Source organism: Pseudomonas sp. D4002 (assembly GCF_013385665.1).
In the GTDB taxonomy this organism is placed as follows: domain Bacteria; phylum Pseudomonadota; class Gammaproteobacteria; order Pseudomonadales; family Pseudomonadaceae; genus Aquipseudomonas.
In genome coordinates this window covers 388,059-408,770 of record NZ_JACAPN010000018.1, presented here as the reverse complement: position 1 = coordinate 408,770, position 20,712 = coordinate 388,059, and the positions used below count along the sequence as shown (strand labels likewise).

The following is a 20,712-nucleotide window of genomic DNA, read 5'->3' as shown; positions in this document are numbered from 1 at the left end:
GCCATCAGACCGCTTCAGCCGGGCGGCGGCTGAAGCGCTGCCCCAGGCCGTGCATGGCGAGGAAGATCACCGGCGTGGAAAACAGCGTCAGCAACTGACTGAGCAACAACCCGCCGATAATCGCGATGCCCAGCGGGTGACGCAGCTCCGAACCAATCCCCGTACCGAGCGCCAGCGGCACCGCGCCGAACAGCGACGCCATGCTGGTCATCAGGATCGGCCGGAACCGCAACTCTGCCGCCTGGCGGATCGCGGCCGTGGGGCTCAGGCCGCCCTCGCGTAACAACTCCAGGGCAAAGTCGACCATCATGATGCCGTTTTTCATCACGATACCGATCAGCAACACAATGCCGATCAGGCCGATGATGTCGAACTGCGTGCCCGTCACCAGCAGCGCCAGCAAGGCCCCGAGTGCTGCCGAGAGCAGCGTCGAAAGGATCGTCACCGGGTGCACGAAGCTTTCGTACAGAATCCCCAGCATCAGGTACACCACCACAATCGCCGCCACCACCAGGAATACCTGGTTGGACAGCGACTGTTCGAACGTCGCCGCCGCGCCTTCCAGGTTGGCCTGCACCGACAGCGGCAAGCCGACCTTGGCCTCGATGTCCTTGAGCCGCGTCACCGCCGCGCCAAGGGTCTGGCCGGGCGCTAGGTTGAACGAAACGTCGGCATACGGAAACTGGCCCAGCCGGTTGATGGTGACGGGCGCCCGCACCACCTGCAGGGTCGCCATGCTCGACAGCGGCGCCACACCGCCACCGGGAATGTCCACGTACAACCCGGTGAGCAGGTCCGGCAAGTTGCGCGGCGGATGGTCGGTGGCGATCACCACGTGGTACTGGTTGAGCTGGGTGTAGATCGTCGAGACCTGGCGCTGGCCGAAGGCGTCATACAGCACATCGTCAATCGCCTGGGGCGTGATACCGAGTCGCGAGGCGGTGGCGCGGTCAAAGGTCAGCTGGATCTGATTGCCGAATTGCATCGCCTGGCTTTGCACGTCGGTGAACATCGGGTCTTGCTTGATCGCCGCCAGCAGCTTGTTGGTCCACGTTTCCAGCTCGTCCGGATCGGTGGCTTGCAGGCCCAGGCGGTAGCTGGTGGTGGACACCGTGGCGTCGAGGGTCAGGTCCTGTACCGAGTGCAGGTACAGGCGGATCCCGGCGTCGTCGGCGTTGGCGTTGGCATCGGAGAGCCGGCGGATCACCTCGGTGGCACTATCGCGCTCGCCGCGGGGCTTGAGGTTGATCAGCAGGTTGCCCTGGTTGATGGTCGGGTTGGTCTGGTCGATCCCGACGAAGGACGACAGGCTTTGCACCGCCGGGTCCTTGAGGATTCGCGCGGCCAGGCGCTGTTGTTCGGTCTGCATCTGCTGGAATGAAACCGTCGGCGCCGCCTGGGAAATACCCTGGATCAGCCCGGTGTCCTGGTCGGGGAAAAAGCCCTTGGGCATGATCACCAGAATCATCAGGGTCAGCGCGGCGGTGAGCGCTATCGAGATCAGGGTCAAGGTGCGGTGCGCCAACACCCAGTCAAGGCCACGCACGTAGTGGGTGTTGATGCGGTCGAAGAAATCCGCGCGGCGTTCCTGGTGCTTATTCTTGAGCATCCGCGCGCACATCATCGGCGTGAGGGTCAGGGAGATGAACGCCGAGATAACGATGGTCACGGCCACGGTCATGGCGAATTCGCGGAACAGCCGGCCGACCACATCGCCCATGAACAGCAGCGGGATCATCACTGCAATCAGCGCAATCGACAGCGAAATAATCGTGAAGCCGATTTGCTCCGACCCCTTGAGCGCCGCCTCCAGCGGCGAGTCGCCCGCCTCGATATAGCGCGTGATGTTTTCGATCATCACGATGGCGTCGTCCACCACGAACCCGATGGCGATAGTCAGCGCCATCAGTGTCAGGTTGTTCAGGGAGAAGCCCAGCGCATAAGCCACCGCCAGGGTGCCCACCAGCGTCAGCGGCACGGTGACTGCCGGAATAACCGTCGCCGCAACGTCGCGCAGGAAAATGAAAATCACGATCACCACCAGCAGCACCGCCACCGCCAGTTCGTACTGCACATCGGTGACCGAGGCGCGGATGGTTTGCGTGCGGTCGGTCAGCACATCGACCTTCAAGGTACCCGGCAAACTGGCCCGCAGCTTGGGCAGCAATTGCTGCACGCGGTCGACCACCTGGATCACATTGGCGCCTGGCTGGCGCTGGATGTTCAGCACAATCGACGGCGTGCTGTTGGTCCACGCAGCCTGGCGCGGGTTCTCCGGGCCCTGGGAGGAACTGGCGATCTGCGACAGGCGAATCGGCGCGCCATTTTTATAGGCGATCACCAGGTCGCGGTATTCCTCGGCCGATTGCAGCTGGTCGTTGGCACCAATCGAATACGCCTGGAACTTGCCGTCGATATTGCCCTTGGCCTGGTTGACGTTGGCCGTGCCGAGGGAGGTGCGCAGGTCATCAATGGACAGGCCGAGGCTATTGAGCGCTGAGGTATTCGCCTCGACCCGCACCGCCGGGCGCTGACCGCCGCTGATGGTCACCAGGCCGACGCCGGTGATCTGCGAGATCTTCTGCGCCAGCCGTGTATCCGCCAGGTCCTCGACCTTGGTCAGCGGCAACACATCGGAGGTCAGGGACAGGGTCAGCACCGGCGCATCCGCCGGATTGACCTTGCTGTATACCGGTGGGTACGGCAGGTTGGCCGGCAGGAAGGTGCCGGCGGCGTTGATCGCGGCCTGCACTTCCTGCTCTGCCACGTCCAGGGACAGCGACAGGTCGAATTGCAGGGTCACCACCGAAGCGCCGTCGGAGCTGGTGGAGTTCATCGACTTGAGGCCCGGCATCTCGCCGAGCTGGCGCTCCAGCGGCGCGGTGATCGAGGAGCTGACCACGTCCGGGCTGGCGCCGGGGTATTGGGTGAAGACCTGGATGGTCGGGTAGTCGACTTCAGGCAACGCCGACACCGACAACAGGTGATACCCCAACATGCCCAGCAACAGCACCGCGACCATCATCAAGGTGGTGGCGACGGGACGTTCGATAAAGGGCCGCGAAATGTTCATGCTCGGCAGCTCCTCACTGGGCGACGACCTTCACGGCCGAGCCGTCATCCAGTTTGTCGGCGCCTTCGGTGATCACCTGCTCGCCTGGCTTGACCCCGTTTTCGAGCACCGCCGACACATCGCCCATCGATGGGCCGGTCTTGATGTTGCGCAGGCTGGCCTTGTCGCCATTCACCACGAACACGAAATCGCCCTTGCTGCCATGCTGGATCGCCCGGGTGGGCACCACGGCAACCTGGGCCAGGGTGTCGGCCTTCAGGCGCGCATTGACGAACTGGTTGGGGAACAGCGCACTGCCCGAATCATCGAACTGCGCCTTGACCTTGATGGTGCCGGTGGAGGTGTCTACCTGGTTGTCCAGGGCCAACAGGCTGCCGGTGGCCAGCAGGGCTTTCTTGTTGCGGTCGTAGGCCAGCACCGTCACGGCGCCACGGCCCAGGGCCTGGTTGATAGCGCCCAAGTCGTCCTCGGGGACCGCGAACACCACGGTGGCCGGGTTCATCTGGGTAATCACCACGATGCCGGTGGTGCTGGTGGTGGTGACGTAGTTGCCGGGGTCGACCAGGCGCAGGCCCACCACACCGTCGACCGGCGAGGTGATGGTGCAGTAGCCGACCTGCACTTCAAGGTTCTGCACATTGCCCTGGTCGGCGGCCACGGTGCCCAGTTGTTGCTGGACCAAGGACGCCTGGGTGTCGACGGTTTGCTGGCTGGTAGAACCGGCCTTGACCAGTTCGCGGTAGCGCACCAGATCGCGCTGGGCATTGCTCAACACAGCCTGGTCGTGGGCCAGGGTACCCTTGGCCACGGCCAGTTGGGCCTTGAGGGCGCGGTCATCGATCCGCGCAATCACCTGGCCCTTGCTGACGTGCTGGCCCTCCTTGAATTCCACGCTGCTGAGGATGCCATCGACCTGGGTGACCACGGTCACACTGCGGGTGGGGGTGACGGTGCCGAGGGCGTCGATATACACCGGCACGTCCTGCAACACCACCGGCACCACGGCCACCGGTTCGCCGGTGGCGGGAGGCCGGCCTTTGTGCCCGCCTGCAAAGAAGTGCAAACCCAGGGCAATCAACAATGCTACCAGTAACAACGTGCCAACGGCCCAGGCGAACGTACGTCGTCTGCTTTTCTCCACGGGTTTCTCTCTCGAACGCCGAAAACAGGAAGCGGTGGCCAGGCTAAATGGCCGCTCGCTGCCTGAACTCTAGCAGCGCGCTCGAGCTGTGCCTGTACGACCGTGAATGCGTTCAGCATCAAGACAGACAAAGTCAGCTGGGCGCCCCGCCATGCAAGGGCTGCGGCGGGATTCTTGAGCCCTGCGCAAAGCCGGTGCTACCATGCCAGACCGCCTGTCTTGGCAAGGAACCTCCTGGTCTATGAGCACCATTCGCGAGCGCAACAAAGAACTGATCCTGCGGGCTGCCAGTGAGGAGTTTGCCGACAAGGGCTTCGCCGCGACCAAAACCAGCGACATCGCCGCCAAGGCCGGGCTGCCCAAGCCCAACGTCTACTACTACTTCAAGTCCAAGGACAACCTCTATCGCGAGGTGCTCGAAAGCATTATCGAGCCGATCCTGGCGGCCTCCACACCGTTCAATCCTGATGGCGACCCTTCGGCCGTGCTGAGCGGGTACATCCGCTCGAAGATCTGCATCTCCCGGGATTTGCCGTTTGCCTCGAAAGTGTTTGCCAGTGAGATCATGCACGGCGCCCCGCATTTAAGCCCCGAGCAGGTGGAACAGCTGAATGCCCAGGCCAAGCACAACATCGACTGCATCCAGAGCTGGGTGGACCGTGGGCTGATTGCGCCGATTGATCCGCATCACCTGATGTTCAGCATTTGGGCGGCGACGCAGACGTATGCGGATTTTGACTGGCAGATTTCGGCGGTGACCGGGAAGGCGAAGTTGGATGAAGCGGATTATGAGGCGGCGGCGCAGACGATTATTCGGTTGGTGTTGAAGGGGTGTGAGCGGGACTGATAGACCGCAGCGTCTTCAAGATTCGCGAGCAAGCCCGCTCCCACATTTGAATTTGTGCCAGACATAAATTGTTTAAACGCCGCAGATCCAATGTGGGAGCGGGCTTGCTCGCGAAAGCGCCCTCCCAGACACATCCTGCACAAAGCCAAACCATCATCTCCAGATTCCCCGATCTAGCCTCTCAGAACCCCACCTGAAGAGAGGCAAAGGAATCCCTGATCCAGCTGCTTCACATCGCCTGCGCATCGGGCGATTCAGCGAGTCCAACCGCATCTACCTGATCACCACCAACACCCACGAACGCGCGCCGATATTCAGTGATTTTTATCTCGGCCGCCTGGTGGTCTGGCAATTCCGGCTCGCCCAGTATCAAGGGCTGGCGAACTCCCTGGCCTGGGTGGTCATGCCCGACCACTTTCACTGGTTGATTGAGCTGCAAAAAGGCTCATTGGGAGACCTGATGTGCCAGGTGAAGTCCAAAAGCACTCGAACCGTTAATGGCGCTACGGGCCGCAAAGGGCGGCTATGGCAAACCAGCTTTCATGATCGTGCGCTGCGCAAGGACGATGACTTGGTGAAGATGGCTCGGTATGTCGTGGCCAACCCATTAAGAGCAGGGTGGTGGAGCGGATTGGCGACTATCCGCTGTGGGATGCGGTTTGGGTTTAGGTCCGGGACCGAGTCGCCCCTTTCGCGAGCAAGCCCGCTCCCACATTTGACCGAGTCCCAGCCTTGGAATGCAGTCAAATGTGGGAGCGGGCTTGCTCGCGAAGAGGCCCGACCAGTCACCTCACATCAAGCAGTAACCCCCGCATCCGCCAACAACCCCAACCCCTCGATCGCACTGATCGCACACTGCTCGTCAATATCCGACGTATCCCCGCTGATCCCGATCGCGCCCAGCACCACACCCGCCTGATCCCGGATCAACACCCCGCCCGGTGCCGGCACCACGCTGCCCTGCCCCAGGCTGTTCAGCGCGGCAATAAACGCCGGCCGTTGCTGTGCGTCCAGCGCCAGCAAGCGCGAGCCCTTGCCCAGGGCTATCGCGCCCCAGGCCTTGCCAATCGCGATCTGCGGGCGCAGCAGGCTCGCGCCATCCTCGCGCTGCAACGTTATCAAATGCCCGCCGCTGTCGAGTACCGCAACGGTCAGCGGTGCCGCCGAAATGGTGCGGCCTGCCGCGATGGCGTGGCTGGCCAGGTTGACTGCGACTTTCAAGGTTAAAGCGCTCATGGGTGCCGTCCTTATCTTGTTATGGGAAAGCCGTGGGGCTCTGTCTGATCAGAAGCTCGATCAAACAAATAGAACACAATAGATTTATTTTTTGTATACAATATTTCGAAACATACGCACCACACGTCGAAATATTCCCGTCCATAAGCCTTCCGACGAACGTAAAGGCCACCCAAGAAAATGGATTGACCTGCCCCGCTCGCCGTGAATACACTTCGGACCAACACCACTTGTATACAATTACAAAACGCAAGAGGCACCAAAACCATGAGCAAAATGAGAGCAATCGAAGCCGCTGTCCTGGTGATGCGCCGTGAAGGGGTCGACACCGCCTTCGGTATCCCGGGCGCCGCGATCAACCCGCTGTATTCGGCCTTGCAGAAGGTCGGTGGCATCGATCACGTCCTTGCTCGCCACGTTGAAGGCGCCTCGCACATGGCCGAGGGCTACACCCGCACCAAGGCCGGCAATATCGGCGTGTGCATCGGCACCTCGGGCCCGGCGGGCACCGACATGGTCACCGGCCTGTACAGCGCCTCGGCGGACTCGATCCCGATCCTGTGCATCACCGGCCAGGCGCCACGGGCACGCATGCACAAGGAAGACTTCCAGGCTGTCGACATCACCAGCATCGTCAAGCCGGTGACCAAGTGGGCGACCACCGTCCTGGAACCCGGCCAGGTGCCGTATGCCTTCCAGAAGGCCTTCTATGAAATGCGCTCCGGCCGCCCCGGCCCGGTGCTGATCGACCTGCCATTCGACGTACAAATGGCCGAGATCGAATTTGACATCGACGCCTACCAACCACTGCCCCTGGCCAAGCCTTTGGCGACCCGTATCCAGGTGGAAAAAGCCCTGGCCCTGCTGGACCAGGCCGAGCGCCCATTGCTGGTGAGCGGTGGTGGCGTGATCAACGCCGACGCCAGCGAACTGCTGGTGGAATTCGCCGAGTTGACCGGCATCCCGGTGATCCCGACTCTGATGGGCTGGGGCACGATCCCGGACGATCACCCGCAGATGGTGGGCATGGTCGGCCTGCAAACGTCCCACCGTTATGGCAACGCCACGATGTTGAAATCGGACGTGGTGCTGGGCATCGGTAACCGCTGGGCCAACCGTCACACCGGTTCGGTGGAGGTGTACACCGAGGGCCGCAAATTCATTCACGTGGACATCGAGCCGACGCAAATCGGCCGCGTGTTCACCCCGGACCTGGGCATCGTTTCCGACGCCGGCTCTGCATTGACCATGTTCATTGAAGTGGCCCGCGAGTGGAAAGCCGCCGGCAAGCTCAAGGACCGCAGCGCCTGGCTCCACGATTGCCAGCAGCGCAAGGCCACCCTGCACCGCAAGACCCACTTCGACAACGTGCCGGTCAAGCCGCAACGGGTGTACGAAGAGATGAACCAGGTGTTCGGCAAAGACACCTGCTACGTCAGCACCATCGGCCTGTCGCAGATTGCCGGCGCGCAGTTCCTGCACGTCTACAAACCACGCCACTGGATCAACTGCGGCCAGGCCGGCCCGCTCGGCTGGACCATTCCGGCGGCACTGGGTGTGGTCAAGGCGGACCCGACCCGCAAAGTCGTGGCACTGTCCGGCGACTATGACTTCCAGTTCATGATCGAAGAGCTGGCCGTGGGCGCACAGTTCAAGCTGCCGTACATCCACGTGGTGGTGAACAACTCCTACCTGGGGCTGATCCGCCAGGCCCAGCGCGGGTTTGAAATGGACTACTGCGTGCAGCTGTCCTTCGACAACCTCAACGCACCGGAACTCAACGGTTACGGCGTCGACCACGTGGCCGTCGCCGAAGGCCTGGGTTGCAAGGCCCTGCGGGTGTTCGAGCCGGGCCAGATCCAGCCGGCACTGCGCAAGGCTCAGGAAATGATCGAAGAATTCAAGGTTCCGGTGATCGTTGAGATTATTCTGGAACGGGTGACCAATATTTCCATGGGCACCGAGATCAACGCCGTCAACGAATTCGAAGATCTGGCACTGGTGGGCAACGACGCGCCGACTGCCATTTCACTGCTCGATTAAGGAGAACCCCATGCCGCGTTTTGCCGCCAACCTGTCCATGCTGTTTACCGAACAGGACTTTCTTGCCCGTTTCAAAGCCGCCGCCGATGCGGGGTTCAGTGGTGTGGAATACCTGTTTCCCTACGAATTCAGCTCAGCTGAAATCAAGGCGCAACTCGATGCCCACGGCCTGACCCAAGTGCTGTTCAACCTGCCGGCCGGTGACTGGGCCAAGGGCGAACGCGGCCTGGCCTGCCACCCGGACCGGGTCGAGGAGTTCCGTGCCGGGGTCAACCTGGCCATCGCCTACGCCCAGGTACTGGGCAATACCCAGGTCAACTGCCTGGCGGGGATTCGTCCTGCCGGCGTGGATGACGCGACGCTTGAAAAAACCTTCGTCGCCAACCTCAAGTACGCCGCCGACAAGTTGCAGGCGGTGGGCATCAAGCTTGTGATGGAGATGATCAACACCCGCGACATCCCGGGCTTCTACCTGAACAACACGGCGCAGGCCCTGTCGATTCGCGAGCAGGTGGGCAGTGCCAACCTGTTCCTGCAATACGACATCTATCACATGCAAATCATGGAAGGCGACCTGGCCCGCACCATGGCTGCGCACCTGGGTGAGATCAACCACATCCAGCTGGCGGACAACCCGGGGCGCAACGAGCCGGGCACCGGTGAGATCAACTACCGCTTCCTGTTCGAACATTTGGACCGCATCGGTTATCAGGGTTGGGTCGGCTGTGAGTACAAGCCGTTGACCACCACCGAAGCGGGTTTGGGTTGGCTCAAAAGCCACAACGCGATCTAACTGAACAAACACAGCACCCAATGTGGGAGCGGGCTTGCTCGCGAAAGCGGTGGATCAGTCGACATCAATGCTGAATGTCGGCCCCCATTCGCGAGCAAGCCCGCTCCCACAGTGGATCTCCTGTGTTTAGCAGGCCGCGCCAGGCCTGCACACCTAACAATAAGAGGATTTTCGTCATGGCTAAAATCGGATTTATCGGCACCGGCATCATGGGCCAACCCATGGCTGCCAACCTGCAAAAGGCCGGTCACCAACTGTTTCTTTCCGAGCATCACGGCAAGGCGCCGGCTGAACTGATCAGCGCTGGTGCGGTGGCCCTGGCCAACCCGCAGCAAGTGGCCCAGGAAGCCGAATTCATCATCGTCATGGTGCCCGACACTCCGCAGGTCGATGATGTGCTGTTCCGCGCCGACGGCGTTGCCGCAGGCCTTGGGCCGAACAAAGTGGTGATCGACATGAGTTCGATCTCGCCCACCGCCACCAAGGCCTTCGCCGCGAAGATCAACGAGACCGGCGCACGTTACCTCGACGCCCCGGTGTCCGGTGGTGAAGTCGGTGCCAAGGCCGGCACCCTGAGCATCATGATCGGCGGCGACCCGCACACCTTCGAACGCGCCCTGCCGCTGTTCCAGGCCATGGGCAAGAACATCACCCTGGTGGGCGGCAATGGCGATGGCCAGACCGCCAAGGTGGCCAACCAGATCATCGTTGCGTTGAACATCCAGGCGGTGGCGGAAGCGCTGCTGTTCGCCTCGAAGAACGGCGCCGACCCGGCCAAGGTGCGTGAAGCACTGATGGGGGGGTTTGCTTCGTCGAAAATCCTCGAAGTGCATGGCGAGCGCATGATCAAGGGCACCTTCGATCCGGGCTTCCGCATCAACCTGCACCAGAAGGATCTGAACCTGGCCCTGGCCGGTGCCAAGGAGCTGGGGATCAACCTGCCGAACACCGCCGGCACGCAGCAGGTGTTCAGCACCTGCACCGCCATCGGTGGCGGCAACTGGGACCACTCGGCGCTGATCAAGGGCCTGGAACATATGGCGAATTTTTCGATTCGCGATAAATAACCCCCTGATCGTTCCCACGCTCTGCGTGGGAATGCAGCCGTGACGCTCCGCGTCACAACAGCGGACGCAGAGCGTCCAGTGATTCATTCCCACGCGGAGCGTGGGAACGATCTGATGCACCCCTAATAACAAGAATCCCCGGGAGCCCGCTTATGTCGGTCGATCCGCAACACCTGCTTCGCGAGCTGTTTGCCACAGCCATCGACGCCGCCCACCCCCGGCAAGTCCTCGAACCCTATCTGCCCGCCGACCGCAGCGGCCGGGTCATCGTGATCGGCGCCGGCAAAGCCGCCGCCGCCATGGCGCTGGTGGTGGAAAACTGCTGGCAAGGCGAAGTCTCGGGCCTGGTGGTCACCCGCTACGGCCACGGCGCACCCTGCAAGAAAATCGAGGTGGTCGAAGCCGCGCACCCGGTGCCGGACGCCGCAGGCCAGGCCGTGGCCAAGCGTGTGCTGGAGCTGATCAGTAACCTGGGCGAAGACGACCGCGTGATCTTCCTGCTCTCCGGCGGCGGTTCTGCACTGCTCGCCCTTCCGGCCGCCGGCATCACCCTGGCGGACAAGCAAGCGATCAACAAGGCCCTGCTCAAATCCGGCGCCACCATTGGCGAGATGAACTGCGTGCGCAAGCACCTCTCGGCGATCAAGGGCGGGCGCCTGGCCAAGGCAAGCTGGCCTGCCACCGTCTACACCTACGCGATTTCCGATGTACCGGGCGACCAGGCCACGGTCATCGCTTCCGGCCCCACTGTTGGCGACCCCAGTACCTCGCAACAGGCGCTGGCGATTCTCAAGCGCTACCAGATTGAAATCCCGGCGTCGGTGCGCACCTGGCTGCAAAGCCCGGAGTCGGAAACCGTCAAGCCCGGGGACCCGGTGCTGGCCCGCAGCCATTTCCAACTGATCGCCCGTCCGCAGCAATCCCTGGAAGCGGTGGCGGTGAAAGTCCGCCAGGCCGGTTTCAGCCCGCTGATCCTCGGCGACCTGGAAGGCGAAGCGCGGGACGTGGCCAAGGTGCACGCCGGTATCGCCCGGCAAATCATCCAGCACGGCCAACCCCTGGCGGCGCCTTGCGTGATCCTCTCCGGCGGCGAAACCACCGTCACCGTACGCGGCAATGGCCGTGGCGGACGCAACGCCGAATTCCTGCTGAGCCTCACCGACAGCCTCAAGGGCCTGCCCGGCGTCTACGCCCTGGCGGGTGACACCGACGGCATCGACGGCTCGGAAGACAACGCCGGCGCGATCATGACGCCCACCAGCTACGCCCGCGCCGAAGCCCTGGGCTTGAGCGCCAGTGACGAGCTGGACAACAACAATGGCTACGGTTACTTCGCGGCCCTCGACGGCTTGATCATCACCGAGCCGACCCGCACCAACGTCAACGATTTCCGCGCCATTCTGATTCTTGAAAGCCCTGAAAGAGAGTCCCCTGAACATGACGCCTGACAAGAAGGTCAAGATCCTCGCCACGCTGGGCCCGGCCACCGACAGCATCGACGACATCCGCGAGCTGGTGGAAGCCGGGGTGAATATCTTTCGCCTGAACTTCAGCCATGGCGATCATGCCGACCACGCCCAACGCTACCAGTGGATTCGCCAGGTGGAGCGCCAGCTCAATTATCCCCTCGGCATCCTGATGGACCTGCAAGGGCCGAAGCTGCGGGTGGGGCGTTTTGCCGAAGGAAAAGTGCAACTGATTCGCGGCCAGGCCCTGCGCCTGGACCTCGACCCGACACCCGGTGACCAGCGGCGAGTCAACCTGCCCCACCCGGAAATCATCGCGGCCCTGCAGCCCGGCATGGACCTGCTGCTGGACGACGGCAAGCTGCGCCTGCGGGTGATCACCAAGCACGCCGATGCCATCGACACCACCGTGCTCAACGGCGGCGAACTGTCGGACCGTAAAGGCGTGAACGTACCCCAGGCATTGCTGGAGCTCAGCCCGCTGACCGCCAAGGACCGCCGCGACCTGAGCTTCGGCCTGGAACTGGGGGTGGACTGGGTGGCGCTGTCGTTTGTGCAACGCCCGGAAGACATCCGCGAAGCCCGCGAGTTGATCGGCGACAAGGCGTTCCTGATGGCCAAGATCGAGAAGCCCTCGGCGGTGCAGCGCCTGCAGGAAATCGCCGAGTTGAGCGACGCGATCATGGTCGCCAGAGGTGACCTGGGGGTGGAAGTGCCGGCGGAAAGCGTGCCGCAAATCCAGAAGGACATCATTGGTGTGTGCCGCCAGTTGGGTAAACCGGTGGTGGTGGCCACGCAGATGCTTGAATCCATGCGCTTCTCCCCGGCGCCGACCCGTGCCGAAGTCACCGACGTGGCCAACGCAGTGGCGGAAGGGGCGGATGCGGTGATGCTGTCGGCGGAAACCGCTTCCGGTGAATACCCGTTGGAGGCCGTGCTGATGATGAGCAAGATCATTCGCCAGGTGGAAAATGGCCCGGATTACCAGACCCAGCTGGACGTCAGCCGGCCCAAGGCGGATGCCACGGTGTCGGACGCCATCAGCTGTGCGATCCGCCGTATCAGCAGCATCCTGCCGGTGGCAGTGCTGGTGAACTACAGCGAGTCGGGCAGCTCCACCTTGCGGGCGGCGCGGGAACGGCCGGCGGTGCCGATTCTGAACCTGACACCGAACCTGTCGACGGCGCGACGCTTGAGCGTGGCGTGGGGCGTGCATTCGGTGGTGAACGATCGGCTGCGGCAGGTGGATGAGGTGTGTTCCACGGCGTTGGAGATTGCCCAGGCACAGGGTATGGCGGAGCGTGGGGATACGTTGGTGATTACTGCTGGGGTGCCATTCGGGCAGCCAGGGTCGACCAATTCGTTGCGGATCGAGACATTGATCTAATCCCCTGTGGCGAGGGAGCTTGCTCCCGCTGGACTGCGCAGCAGGCCCATCTTTTGGGGCCGCTGCGCGCCCCAGCGGGAGCAAGCTCCCTCGCCACAAGATTCGGTGCTTTCCTGCAGATTATTGATCATGCCCAACCAACCCTGCCCCGACTGGGCCGAAGCCCTGCTCAACGGCTTCAGCCAGATATTCCTGCAGCGCCACCCGCTGTGTGGCCTGCTCTGCCTGCTGGCGATCCTGGTCGGCGCCCCGGCCCTGCTCGGCGGCGCGCTGCTGGGCGGTGTCGCCGGCTTGCTGACCGCCCAACGCCGCGGCTATCCCAAGGCCGAACGCCAGGCCGGTCTCTATAGCTACAACGGCGTGCTGCTCGGCTTGCTGATCAGCCAGCACTTCAGCTGGTCGGCACTGCTGCCGCCGTTGATTCTCGCCTGCGGTGGCCTCAGCGCAATCCTCACTCGCCAGTGGCTCAAACGCGCCGCCAACCCCGATGACCTGCCCGCCTACACCGCACCGTTTGTGGTACTCGGCTGGCTGCTGCTGGGCACCACCTCGCCCGCCGCATTTGCCGCCAGCGAACCCCGCACCTGGGCGCTACTCTGCGCGCCGTTCACAGGTCTGGCCCAAGTCATCCTGATGGACCACCCCCTCGCCGGCCTGCTGATCGCCCTCGGTCTTGTAATAGCCAGCCGCCGCGCGGCCTTGTGGGCGCTGACCGGCGCGAGCCTCGGCGTGTTGATCGCCCTGTTGATGGACGAGCCCGCCAGCGCCCTGCTCGGCCTGCACAGCTATAACCCGGCGCTGGCCGCCCTGGCCCTCAGCCAGTATCGTCGCCAACCCTGGCTGCCGCTGATCGGCATCCTGCTGGCGATCATCCTCACGCCCGGCTTCACCGGCCTGAACCTGCCCGCGCTGACCGCGCCGTTTATCCTCGCCACCTGGCTGGTGCGCGCCAGTCAGCGGGTGATGCAGAAAACCTGCATGGACAGCCCCTTCGAATCCCCCTAGGCTTCGCTGATCTTCGATTCAGGCGACTTCCATGGACAGCAACAAGCACTGGCGTGAGCGTCTCTACGTCATGGTTTTCCAAAGTGACACCCCGGCCGGCCGACGCTTCGACAGCACCCTGTTGCTGATCATCCTGGCCAGCCTGGTGATCGTGATCCTCGACAGCATCCAGGCAGTCCACGACAACTACGCCAACGTGCTGGCCTATATCGAGTGGGGCTTCACCATCATCTTCGCCATCGAATACGGCCTGCGGCTGTATTGCTCGCCCAAGCCGTTGCGCTATGCCTTCAGCTTTTATGGGCTGGTGGATTTGCTGGCGATCGTGCCCGGGATCCTCGCGCTGTACTACAGCGACGCGCAGTACCTGCTGATTATCCGAATCATCCGGATGCTGCGGATTTTCCGCGTGCTCAAGCTCGGCCCGTACCTCAAGCAGGCCAACTACCTGATGTCGGCGCTGCGGGGCAGCAAGCAGAAGATCGTGGTGTTCCTGGTCAGCGTCTGCACCCTGGTCACGGTGTTCGGCACCTTGATGTACGTGATCGAAGGCCCGGAGCACGGGTTTACCAGCATTCCCAAGGGCATCTATTGGGCAATCGTGACGCTGACCACCGTGGGTTTTGGCGATATCGTGCCGAAGACCCCGCTGGGCCAGGTGATTTCGTCGCTGGTGATGATCACCGGTTATTCGATCATCGCGGTGCCCACCGGGATCTTCACCGCCGAACTGGCCAACGCCATGCGCGGTGAGCAATTGCAAACGGATTGCCCGGTGTGCAAGAAAAACAGCCATGAGCCCAATGCAGCGTTTTGCTCACGGTGTGGCAGCGCGCTTTTCAAGAAACTGGAATAAGCAAAGTTCTTTTTAATCTTTAAGCGACTATGCGCCCCCCCGTTATAGTCGCTGGCATATTGCCCCCATGCGTTTCAAAAACCTTCTCGAACAACAAGGAATGAGCAGTGAAAAAACTCGTTAGTGCCTCTCTCCTGGCCGCCGGCCTCGCACTGGCTGGCGTCGTCCAGGCCGCCCCGGTCACCCTGCTCAACGTCTCCTATGACGTGATGCGTGACTTCTACAAGGACTACAACGCCGCCTTCCAGAAGCACTGGGCCGCCGAGCATCCAAACGACAAGCTGACCCTGCAGATGTCCTTCGGTGGTTCGAGCAAACAAGCGCGCTCGGTGATCGACGGCCTGCCGGCTGACGTGATCACCATGAACATGGCCACCGACATCAACGCCCTGGCGGACAACGGCAAACTGGTGCCGGACAACTGGGTTACCCGCCTGCCGAACAACAGTGCGCCGTTCACTTCGGCCACGGTGTTCATCGTGCGCAAAGGCAACCCGAAAGCCCTGAAAGACTGGCCGGACCTGCTCAAGGATGGCGTGCAAGTCATCGTGCCGAACCCGAAGACCTCCGGTAACGGCCGCTACACCTACCTCTCGGCCTGGGGTTATGTGCTGAAAAACGGTGGCGACGAAGAGAAGGCCAAGAAGTTCGTGGGTGACCTGTTCAAGCACGCACCCGTGCTGGACACCGGTGGCCGTGCCGCTACCACCACGTTCATGACCAACCAGATCGGCGACGTGCTGGTGACCTTTGAGAACGAAGCAGAAATGATCGCCCGTGAATTCGGCCGTGATCAGTTCGAAGTGATCTACCCGAGCGTTTCCGCAGAAGCTGAGCCGCCAGTGTCGATCGTCGACAAAGTGGTCGAGAAAAAAGGCACCAAAGTGGCTGCCGAGGAATACCTGAAGTACCTGTGGTCGCCGGAAGGCCAGGAAATTGCCGCCAACAATTACCTGCGTCCACGTGACCCGAAAGTGCTGGCCAAGTACACCGACCGTTTCCCGAAAGTCGACTTCCTGTCGGTAGAGAAGACCTTTGGCGACTGGCGCACCGTGCAGAAGACCCACTTCAATGATGGCGGGGTTTTTGACCAGATCTACTCCGGGCAGTAATCCGCACCCTGATCGCTGATCGTTCCCACGCTCCGCGTGGGAATGCATCATAGGACGCTCCGCGTCCAGGTCGCGCCGCAAGACCTGGACCGTGCGCAATGGTGACGCAGAGCGTCACTGGATGTATTCCCACGCGGAGCGTGGGAACGATCTATCTACAGCCGTTACATCGGCGGTGTCACGCCATCCTTACCCGCGGAAATCGCCTGGGCCGTCACGGTCCCGTCCTCGCCCTTCGCCGCAAACATCACCACCTTCACCCCAGGCTTCAGCAAGCTGCGATCACCCGGTTCCAGGTTGACGATCGGCACATCATCCGGCACCACGATCTTCTGCTCGCCGCCCTTGTACTTGACGGTCAACGTGCGGCCATCGCTCACCACCAGGTCACCCACGGTACCGTTGGTCATGCTGCTGCCTTCCTTCAGGTCGAACGCACGGTGCCCATCGCCTGTACCGGCCATCGCCGGTGGGAATACATGCACTTCCAGCGCCGTCAGGGTGCCATCCGCGTTGGGCATGGCCGCCGAACCGATGTAACTGCCGGGCTTGATGTCTTCGATTTTTGCCAGGGTGACCGCACGCACCTGCGTGTCCTTGGTCAGGTGCACGGTGACGTCTTCACCGCTGTTGACCTTGACGTGCATCGCGTCGCCGTCCATCGCGGTAATCGCACCCCGCACGCCGACACGCGGGGCATCTGCGGCCTGGGCAACGCCCACGGTCATCAGCGCGGCCAGGCTGGAGGCCAGGAGCATCTTGTTGAATGTCGTCTTCATGGCAGTCGATTTCCTGTTTATGCAGTTGTGACTGAATGTATCATCGACCTTCAGCGCGAAAGTTAACGTTTCAGTCATTAATTCCCGGCATGAGTGTTATCACCACAGACAGGCTACTCGCGCCCGGGGCCAGTCTTTATCCTCGCTCGCCACAATCCTTCGCTTTTATGAGAACGCCATGAACGCCACGCCCCCCGCTACAAGCACGATGACCCGAGGCATGGTGATGCTGTTTGCGTTCTGTTGCGGCGCCATCGTCGCCAACATCTACTACGCGCAACCGATCATCGAGCTGATCGCCCCGGACATCGGCCTCACGCCGGCCATGGCCAGCCTGATCGTGTCCCTGACCCAGATCGGCTATGCCCTGGGCCTGTTCTTCCTGGTGCCGTTGGGCGACCTGCTGGAAAACCGCCGGCTGATGATCATCACCACCGTGGTGGCCATCGCCAGCCTGCTGGGTGCGGCGTTCACCGAACAGCCGAACCTGTTCCTGCTGGTGTCGCTGCTGATCGGCTTCAGCTCGGTGTCGGTACAGATCCTGATTCCGCTGGCGGCGCACCTGGCGCCGGCTGAATCCCGTGGCCGGGTGGTCGGCAGCATCATGGGTGGCCTGCTGCTGGGTATCCTGCTGGCGCGACCGGTGTCCAGCGTGGTGGCCGACCACTTCGGCTGGCGCGCCATGTTCATGGCCGCTGCGGCACTGATGGCGTTTATCAGCGTGGTGCTGATGCTGACCATCCCCAAGCGCCAACCGGATCACGCGGCCAGCTATGGCCAGCTGCTCGCCTCGCTGGGCACCCTGCTGCGCCGCCAGCCGGTGCTGCGCCAGCGCGCGTTTTACCAGGGCTGCATGTTCGCCACCTTCAGCCTGTTCTGGACCGCCGTCCCGCTGGAACTGTCACGCAACCACGGCCTGAGCCAAAGCCAGATCGCCCTGTTTGCCCTGGTCGGTGCCCTGGGCGCCATCGCCGCGCCCATTGCCGGGCGCCTGGCGGATGCCGGCCACACCCACCGCGCTTCGCTGCTGGCGATGCTGTTTGCCGCACTGAGCTTCCTGCCGGCCTTCGTGCACCCGCTGTACAGCGTGATCGGCCTGGCGGTGACCGGCGTGGTCCTGGACTTCTGCGTGCAGATGAACATGGTCCTTGGCCAGCGCGCCATCTACGCCCTCGACGCCAACAGCCGTAGCCGACTGAACGCGCTGTACATGACCAGCATCTTCATCGGCGGCGCCTTCGGCTCGGCGATTGCCAGCAGCGTGTACGAACACGGCGGCTGGCTGGGGGTGATGCTGGTGGGCAGCGCATTCCCGCTGGTGGCGTTGCTGCGCTTCTTGAGCGCCTCGCGGCAAGGGGCGGTGGCGACTGCCTGACCCACCTTACAACCGCATCAACGGCTCCAACGCCGCATCCGCCAGAAATGACGAGTGACGAGGTCAAGGGCTTGCTGACTGATTGGGAATTACCGCCCAGGGATTTATGGGCGGTATCCCCTCCAGGAAGATGGCGAGCGCCCTGGCGCGTTGCTTTTCAGCGCAGGTGAGTAGACAGACCGATCACGTCCTCTGGCCGGATCAAGCGTGTGCTTTTAAGCAGGAAGTTTGTCTGACGCCGTCCCAGTAAGTCGATGCCCACAAAGTAACGCCCGCTCTGCTGGTTGTATTTGACGACGGTATCTCCAATACGGCCCGTGTAGCTATCCACCAGCCGCAAGGGCGTTCCGACTTCTGTCATTAAACCCGTCAGATCAATTGTGTCTTGGCCACTGGTGAAATCCATGATCAGGTCAGCGTCGTCATAGGCCGAGTCGCTGGCCTTCTCATACCTGAACGTGTTTCTACCGCCCACACCCCAGAGCGTATCTCCACCTGCCCCGCCGGTGAGAACGTTATCCACCGTATTGCCTATGAGCGTGTCACGGCCTGAGCCGCCAATCGCATTCTCCACGGTGACACCTTTGGCTATACCAACGTTATTGCGCAAGCCGCCTACGCTGGAGGCTGCGCCCTCGCGCAAGTCGATGGTCTGGTTCTGCCGGAAGCCCGAAAAGTCCAGGGTGTCATCGCCACCTTTGTCCCTCACCAGGAACCTGGGAGCGCCACTCTGGGAATGCAGGCTAAGGAAGGGATCACCGGTGTTGGAGTTGAAGCCATAGACAGTATCGTGCGGAGCAGGAAAAGGTTCCGGATTCGGGTCCGGTTGAGGTTCTGGCTTGGGCTCTGGTTGGGGCTCCGGCTTGGAAACTCCAGGTTCGTGTGCCCCGCCAGTGACTATGTCACTGGCCTGAATGCCACCCACGCTCTTAATCAGAAAATCCGCTTTGCCCCTGCCAGTGGTGTCGAGACCCAGACTACCGTTTCCGCTGCGCGGGTCATGGCTCAGGACAATCTCGCCAGCACGCCCCGTAAACCGCTCAACAATGTTGAAATGCTTGATTGAGGTATTTTTCAATAAGCCCGAAAGGTCGATCTTGTCTGTGCCGCTGGTGAAATCCAGGATTTCGTCAGGCCTGGTGAGTGTCGAGTCACTCGCTCTATCGTAAGCAAACACGTCCGCGCCTGCGCCGCCTGTCAACCTGTCTGAACCCGCTCCACCCTTGAGCCGGTTGCCGGCCTCATTCCCTATGAGCTCATCGTCACCTGAGCCACCTGTGGCATTTTCAATGACAACGCCCTTGGCGATAGACACATTACCCTTCAAGCCACCCACATTGGAAAACGACTCCGCATTCAGGTTGATCTTCTGGTTCTGGGAAAATAGCGAAAAGTTCAGCGTGTCATTCCCGCCCCCGTCCCATACCGAAAATATCGGGGCGTCCTTCGAGGACTCAAGGCTGAAGTGGTCACGGTCAGTATTGGATTCAAAGCCATAAGTAGTATCGGTATTCCGCGTATTGAGATTGGCCCCGTAGAGTTTCTGTACGGCAGCAATATCATCTTTCATTGGTGTTGAAGGTTCGCGCGATTTGAAGTCATGGCCCGTATGATTGGTTTCCCGCCAGTAACTCATTACGCTGTGGGCTCTGGTGTCCTGCGTGTATAGGGCATCTGCATAAGAGTGCACACTTTCACCATAGTCCCCAGGGTGGCCAAGCCCCAGGGCATGTCCCAACTCATGTATGGCCGTTGATAAAAAAACATCGCCATGCCGTGGGGCATCAGAAGCGCCTTTCGTTCCAACCGTAGTGCTCATATCACCGTACCAGCGATTAGGCAGCCCCGACACCCCGCCATTGTCATCGGGATTGGCCTTGATGGTTATTGAACCATCCGGACCTGTCGCCCCCTCCTTGAAGACAATATTTGTCACGTCCTGCCAAGACGTCAGGGCTTTGCGCAAGGACGCTTTCTGTTGCACAGAGAATTGATCGTCAAGGGTGAAGGAAAGCTCGATTTTGTTATCGCCATTACGATCGTAATGCCTCGAACCCTCTCGCAGGATCTGCTTTGCAGCATCATCCGTGGTGAAGGTTTTTTTTGAGGTTGCGCCATCACTGGTAGTGGCCGCATTCAACGTAGATAGCTCATGACTTGATACAGGCGGATTAACAAAAGAAGCAGTGACTCTCATAAAAACAACATCCTTTTAGTTGAGACTTTCATTCATCAGGAAATAGACTTTCAACGCGACTGTTTCACTTAACAGCCGCCTTAAAATCTCACATGAAAAAACCGAATGCCACCCCTATGAACGTTTCAATTTAAATATCCAAACAGCCAGAAACACATCGCCAATTTTTTAAGCGCACTATATTTATATTCAGAAGTTTCAGATCAGGCCAGCTCTGCATTCAATATGCGACACGAAGAAAACCGGAGACATATAAACCTACAATTACCCATCGCCCTAACCAGGGCATGAAAACAATCTGCTACACATCCGGCTGCTGCACCACGTGGTGCTGA

At 61.3% G+C, this 20,712-nt stretch carries 15 protein-coding genes and 1 pseudogene; 11 read left to right on the top strand and 5 right to left on the bottom strand.

All coding sequences use genetic code 11. The annotated features are described in order from the left end of the window. Nucleotides 1-4: 4 nt before the first annotated feature. Both HX824_RS13695 and HX824_RS13690 read right to left on the bottom strand, forming a co-directional pair. On the bottom strand, nucleotides 5-3,073 hold the full coding sequence (locus HX824_RS13695) for an efflux RND transporter permease subunit (protein WP_177054669.1): 3,069 nt from the start codon (nucleotides 3,071-3,073) through the stop codon (nucleotides 5-7). Nucleotides 3,074-3,086: 13 nt separating this feature from the next. Then, the gene (locus tag HX824_RS13690) at nucleotides 3,087-4,214 is read right to left on the bottom strand and encodes an efflux RND transporter periplasmic adaptor subunit (protein WP_177054668.1); all 1,128 of its coding nucleotides are present in this window, start codon (nucleotides 4,212-4,214) and stop codon (nucleotides 3,087-3,089) included. Between the two features lie 241 nt (nucleotides 4,215-4,455). On the opposite strand from HX824_RS13690, the gene HX824_RS13685 reads away from it, so the two are divergent. Both HX824_RS13685 and HX824_RS13680 read left to right on the top strand, forming a co-directional pair. Further along, nucleotides 4,456-5,061: a TetR/AcrR family transcriptional regulator gene (locus HX824_RS13685; protein ID WP_003210590.1), complete on the top strand. Its 606-nt coding sequence runs from the start codon at nucleotides 4,456-4,458 to the stop codon at nucleotides 5,059-5,061. 211 nt (nucleotides 5,062-5,272) lie between these two features. Continuing rightward, nucleotides 5,273-5,730 (top strand): annotated as a pseudogene (locus HX824_RS13680) (transposase). Nucleotides 5,731-5,856: 126 nt separating this feature from the next. On the opposite strand, the gene HX824_RS13675 reads toward HX824_RS13680, so the two are convergent. After that, nucleotides 5,857-6,297 carry a heme-binding protein gene (locus tag HX824_RS13675; protein ID WP_003210592.1) on the bottom strand — a complete coding sequence of 147 codons (441 nt, stop codon included), beginning with the start codon at nucleotides 6,295-6,297 and terminating at the stop codon, nucleotides 5,857-5,859. A 267-nt stretch (nucleotides 6,298-6,564) separates the two neighbouring features. Between HX824_RS13675 and gcl the strand changes: the two genes are divergently transcribed. From gcl to HX824_RS13635, 8 genes are all read left to right on the top strand, one after another. Beyond that, nucleotides 6,565-8,340: a glyoxylate carboligase gene (gene gcl, locus HX824_RS13670; RefSeq protein ID WP_063028181.1), complete on the top strand. Its 1,776-nt coding sequence runs from the start codon at nucleotides 6,565-6,567 to the stop codon at nucleotides 8,338-8,340. A 10-nt stretch (nucleotides 8,341-8,350) separates the two neighbouring features. After that, the gene (gene hyi / locus HX824_RS13665) at nucleotides 8,351-9,133 is read left to right on the top strand and encodes a hydroxypyruvate isomerase (RefSeq protein ID WP_003210594.1); all 783 of its coding nucleotides are present in this window, start codon (nucleotides 8,351-8,353) and stop codon (nucleotides 9,131-9,133) included. A 176-nt stretch (nucleotides 9,134-9,309) separates the two neighbouring features. Next, nucleotides 9,310-10,200, top strand: a complete 891-nt coding sequence (locus HX824_RS13660; RefSeq protein ID WP_003210595.1) for a 2-hydroxy-3-oxopropionate reductase — start codon at nucleotides 9,310-9,312, stop codon at nucleotides 10,198-10,200. 152 nt (nucleotides 10,201-10,352) lie between these two features. Continuing rightward, on the top strand, nucleotides 10,353-11,648 hold the full coding sequence (locus tag HX824_RS13655) for a glycerate kinase (protein ID WP_003210596.1): 1,296 nt from the start codon (nucleotides 10,353-10,355) through the stop codon (nucleotides 11,646-11,648). Further along, the gene (pyk, locus tag HX824_RS13650; RefSeq protein ID WP_003210597.1) at nucleotides 11,638-13,053 is read left to right on the top strand and encodes a pyruvate kinase; all 1,416 of its coding nucleotides are present in this window, start codon (nucleotides 11,638-11,640) and stop codon (nucleotides 13,051-13,053) included. The genes HX824_RS13655 and pyk overlap by 11 nt, the downstream gene beginning before the upstream one ends. A gap of 129 nt (nucleotides 13,054-13,182) precedes the next feature. After that, entirely contained in the window at nucleotides 13,183-14,058 is an 876-nt protein-coding gene (locus HX824_RS13645; RefSeq protein ID WP_177054667.1) for an urea transporter, read from the top strand. A 31-nt stretch (nucleotides 14,059-14,089) separates the two neighbouring features. Next, entirely contained in the window at nucleotides 14,090-14,914 is an 825-nt protein-coding gene (locus HX824_RS13640) for an ion transporter (protein ID WP_008434745.1), read from the top strand. 107 nt (nucleotides 14,915-15,021) lie between these two features. Next, nucleotides 15,022-16,026: a sulfate ABC transporter substrate-binding protein gene (locus HX824_RS13635; protein WP_003210600.1), complete on the top strand. Its 1,005-nt coding sequence runs from the start codon at nucleotides 15,022-15,024 to the stop codon at nucleotides 16,024-16,026. Between the two features lie 164 nt (nucleotides 16,027-16,190). Here the strand turns inward: HX824_RS13635 and HX824_RS13630 are convergent, their stop codons facing one another. Further along, a complete protein-coding gene (locus tag HX824_RS13630; RefSeq protein WP_177054666.1) occupies nucleotides 16,191-16,805 on the bottom strand; it encodes a DUF5666 domain-containing protein in 615 nt (204 codons plus the stop codon). A 178-nt stretch (nucleotides 16,806-16,983) separates the two neighbouring features. Between HX824_RS13630 and HX824_RS13625 the strand changes: the two genes are divergently transcribed. Further along, nucleotides 16,984-18,180 (top strand): MFS transporter, encoded by a 1,197-nt coding sequence (locus HX824_RS13625; protein ID WP_177054665.1) that lies wholly within the window; start codon nucleotides 16,984-16,986, stop codon nucleotides 18,178-18,180. A gap of 157 nt (nucleotides 18,181-18,337) precedes the next feature. On the opposite strand, the gene HX824_RS13620 is transcribed toward HX824_RS13625, so the two are convergent. Next, a complete protein-coding gene (locus tag HX824_RS13620) occupies nucleotides 18,338-20,377 on the bottom strand; it encodes a M10 family metallopeptidase C-terminal domain-containing protein (protein WP_177054664.1) in 2,040 nt (679 codons plus the stop codon). Nucleotides 20,378-20,712 lie beyond the last annotated feature (335 nt).

What these genes read in the sequence shown, in the direction of transcription:
- HX824_RS13695 (WP_177054669.1), bottom strand. Translation starts at nt 3,073, where the DNA reads ATGAACATTTCGCGGCCCTTTATCGAACGTCCCGTCGCCACCACCTTG.
- HX824_RS13685 (WP_003210590.1), top strand. Translation starts at nt 4,456, where the DNA reads ATGAGCACCATTCGCGAGCGCAACAAAGAACTGATCCTGCGGGCTGCC.
- HX824_RS13675 (WP_003210592.1), bottom strand. Translation starts at nt 6,297, where the DNA reads ATGAGCGCTTTAACCTTGAAAGTCGCAGTCAACCTGGCCAGCCACGCC.
- gcl (WP_063028181.1), top strand. Translation starts at nt 6,565, where the DNA reads ATGAGCAAAATGAGAGCAATCGAAGCCGCTGTCCTGGTGATGCGCCGT.
- hyi (WP_003210594.1), top strand. Translation starts at nt 8,351, where the DNA reads ATGCCGCGTTTTGCCGCCAACCTGTCCATGCTGTTTACCGAACAGGAC.
- HX824_RS13660 (WP_003210595.1), top strand. Translation starts at nt 9,310, where the DNA reads ATGGCTAAAATCGGATTTATCGGCACCGGCATCATGGGCCAACCCATG.
- HX824_RS13655 (WP_003210596.1), top strand. Translation starts at nt 10,353, where the DNA reads ATGTCGGTCGATCCGCAACACCTGCTTCGCGAGCTGTTTGCCACAGCC.
- pyk (WP_003210597.1), top strand. Translation starts at nt 11,638, where the DNA reads ATGACGCCTGACAAGAAGGTCAAGATCCTCGCCACGCTGGGCCCGGCC.
- HX824_RS13645 (WP_177054667.1), top strand. Translation starts at nt 13,183, where the DNA reads ATGCCCAACCAACCCTGCCCCGACTGGGCCGAAGCCCTGCTCAACGGC.
- HX824_RS13640 (WP_008434745.1), top strand. Translation starts at nt 14,090, where the DNA reads ATGGACAGCAACAAGCACTGGCGTGAGCGTCTCTACGTCATGGTTTTC.
- HX824_RS13630 (WP_177054666.1), bottom strand. Translation starts at nt 16,805, where the DNA reads ATGAAGACGACATTCAACAAGATGCTCCTGGCCTCCAGCCTGGCCGCG.
- HX824_RS13625 (WP_177054665.1), top strand. Translation starts at nt 16,984, where the DNA reads ATGAACGCCACGCCCCCCGCTACAAGCACGATGACCCGAGGCATGGTG.
- HX824_RS13620 (WP_177054664.1), bottom strand. Translation starts at nt 20,377, where the DNA reads ATGAGAGTCACTGCTTCTTTTGTTAATCCGCCTGTATCAAGTCATGAG.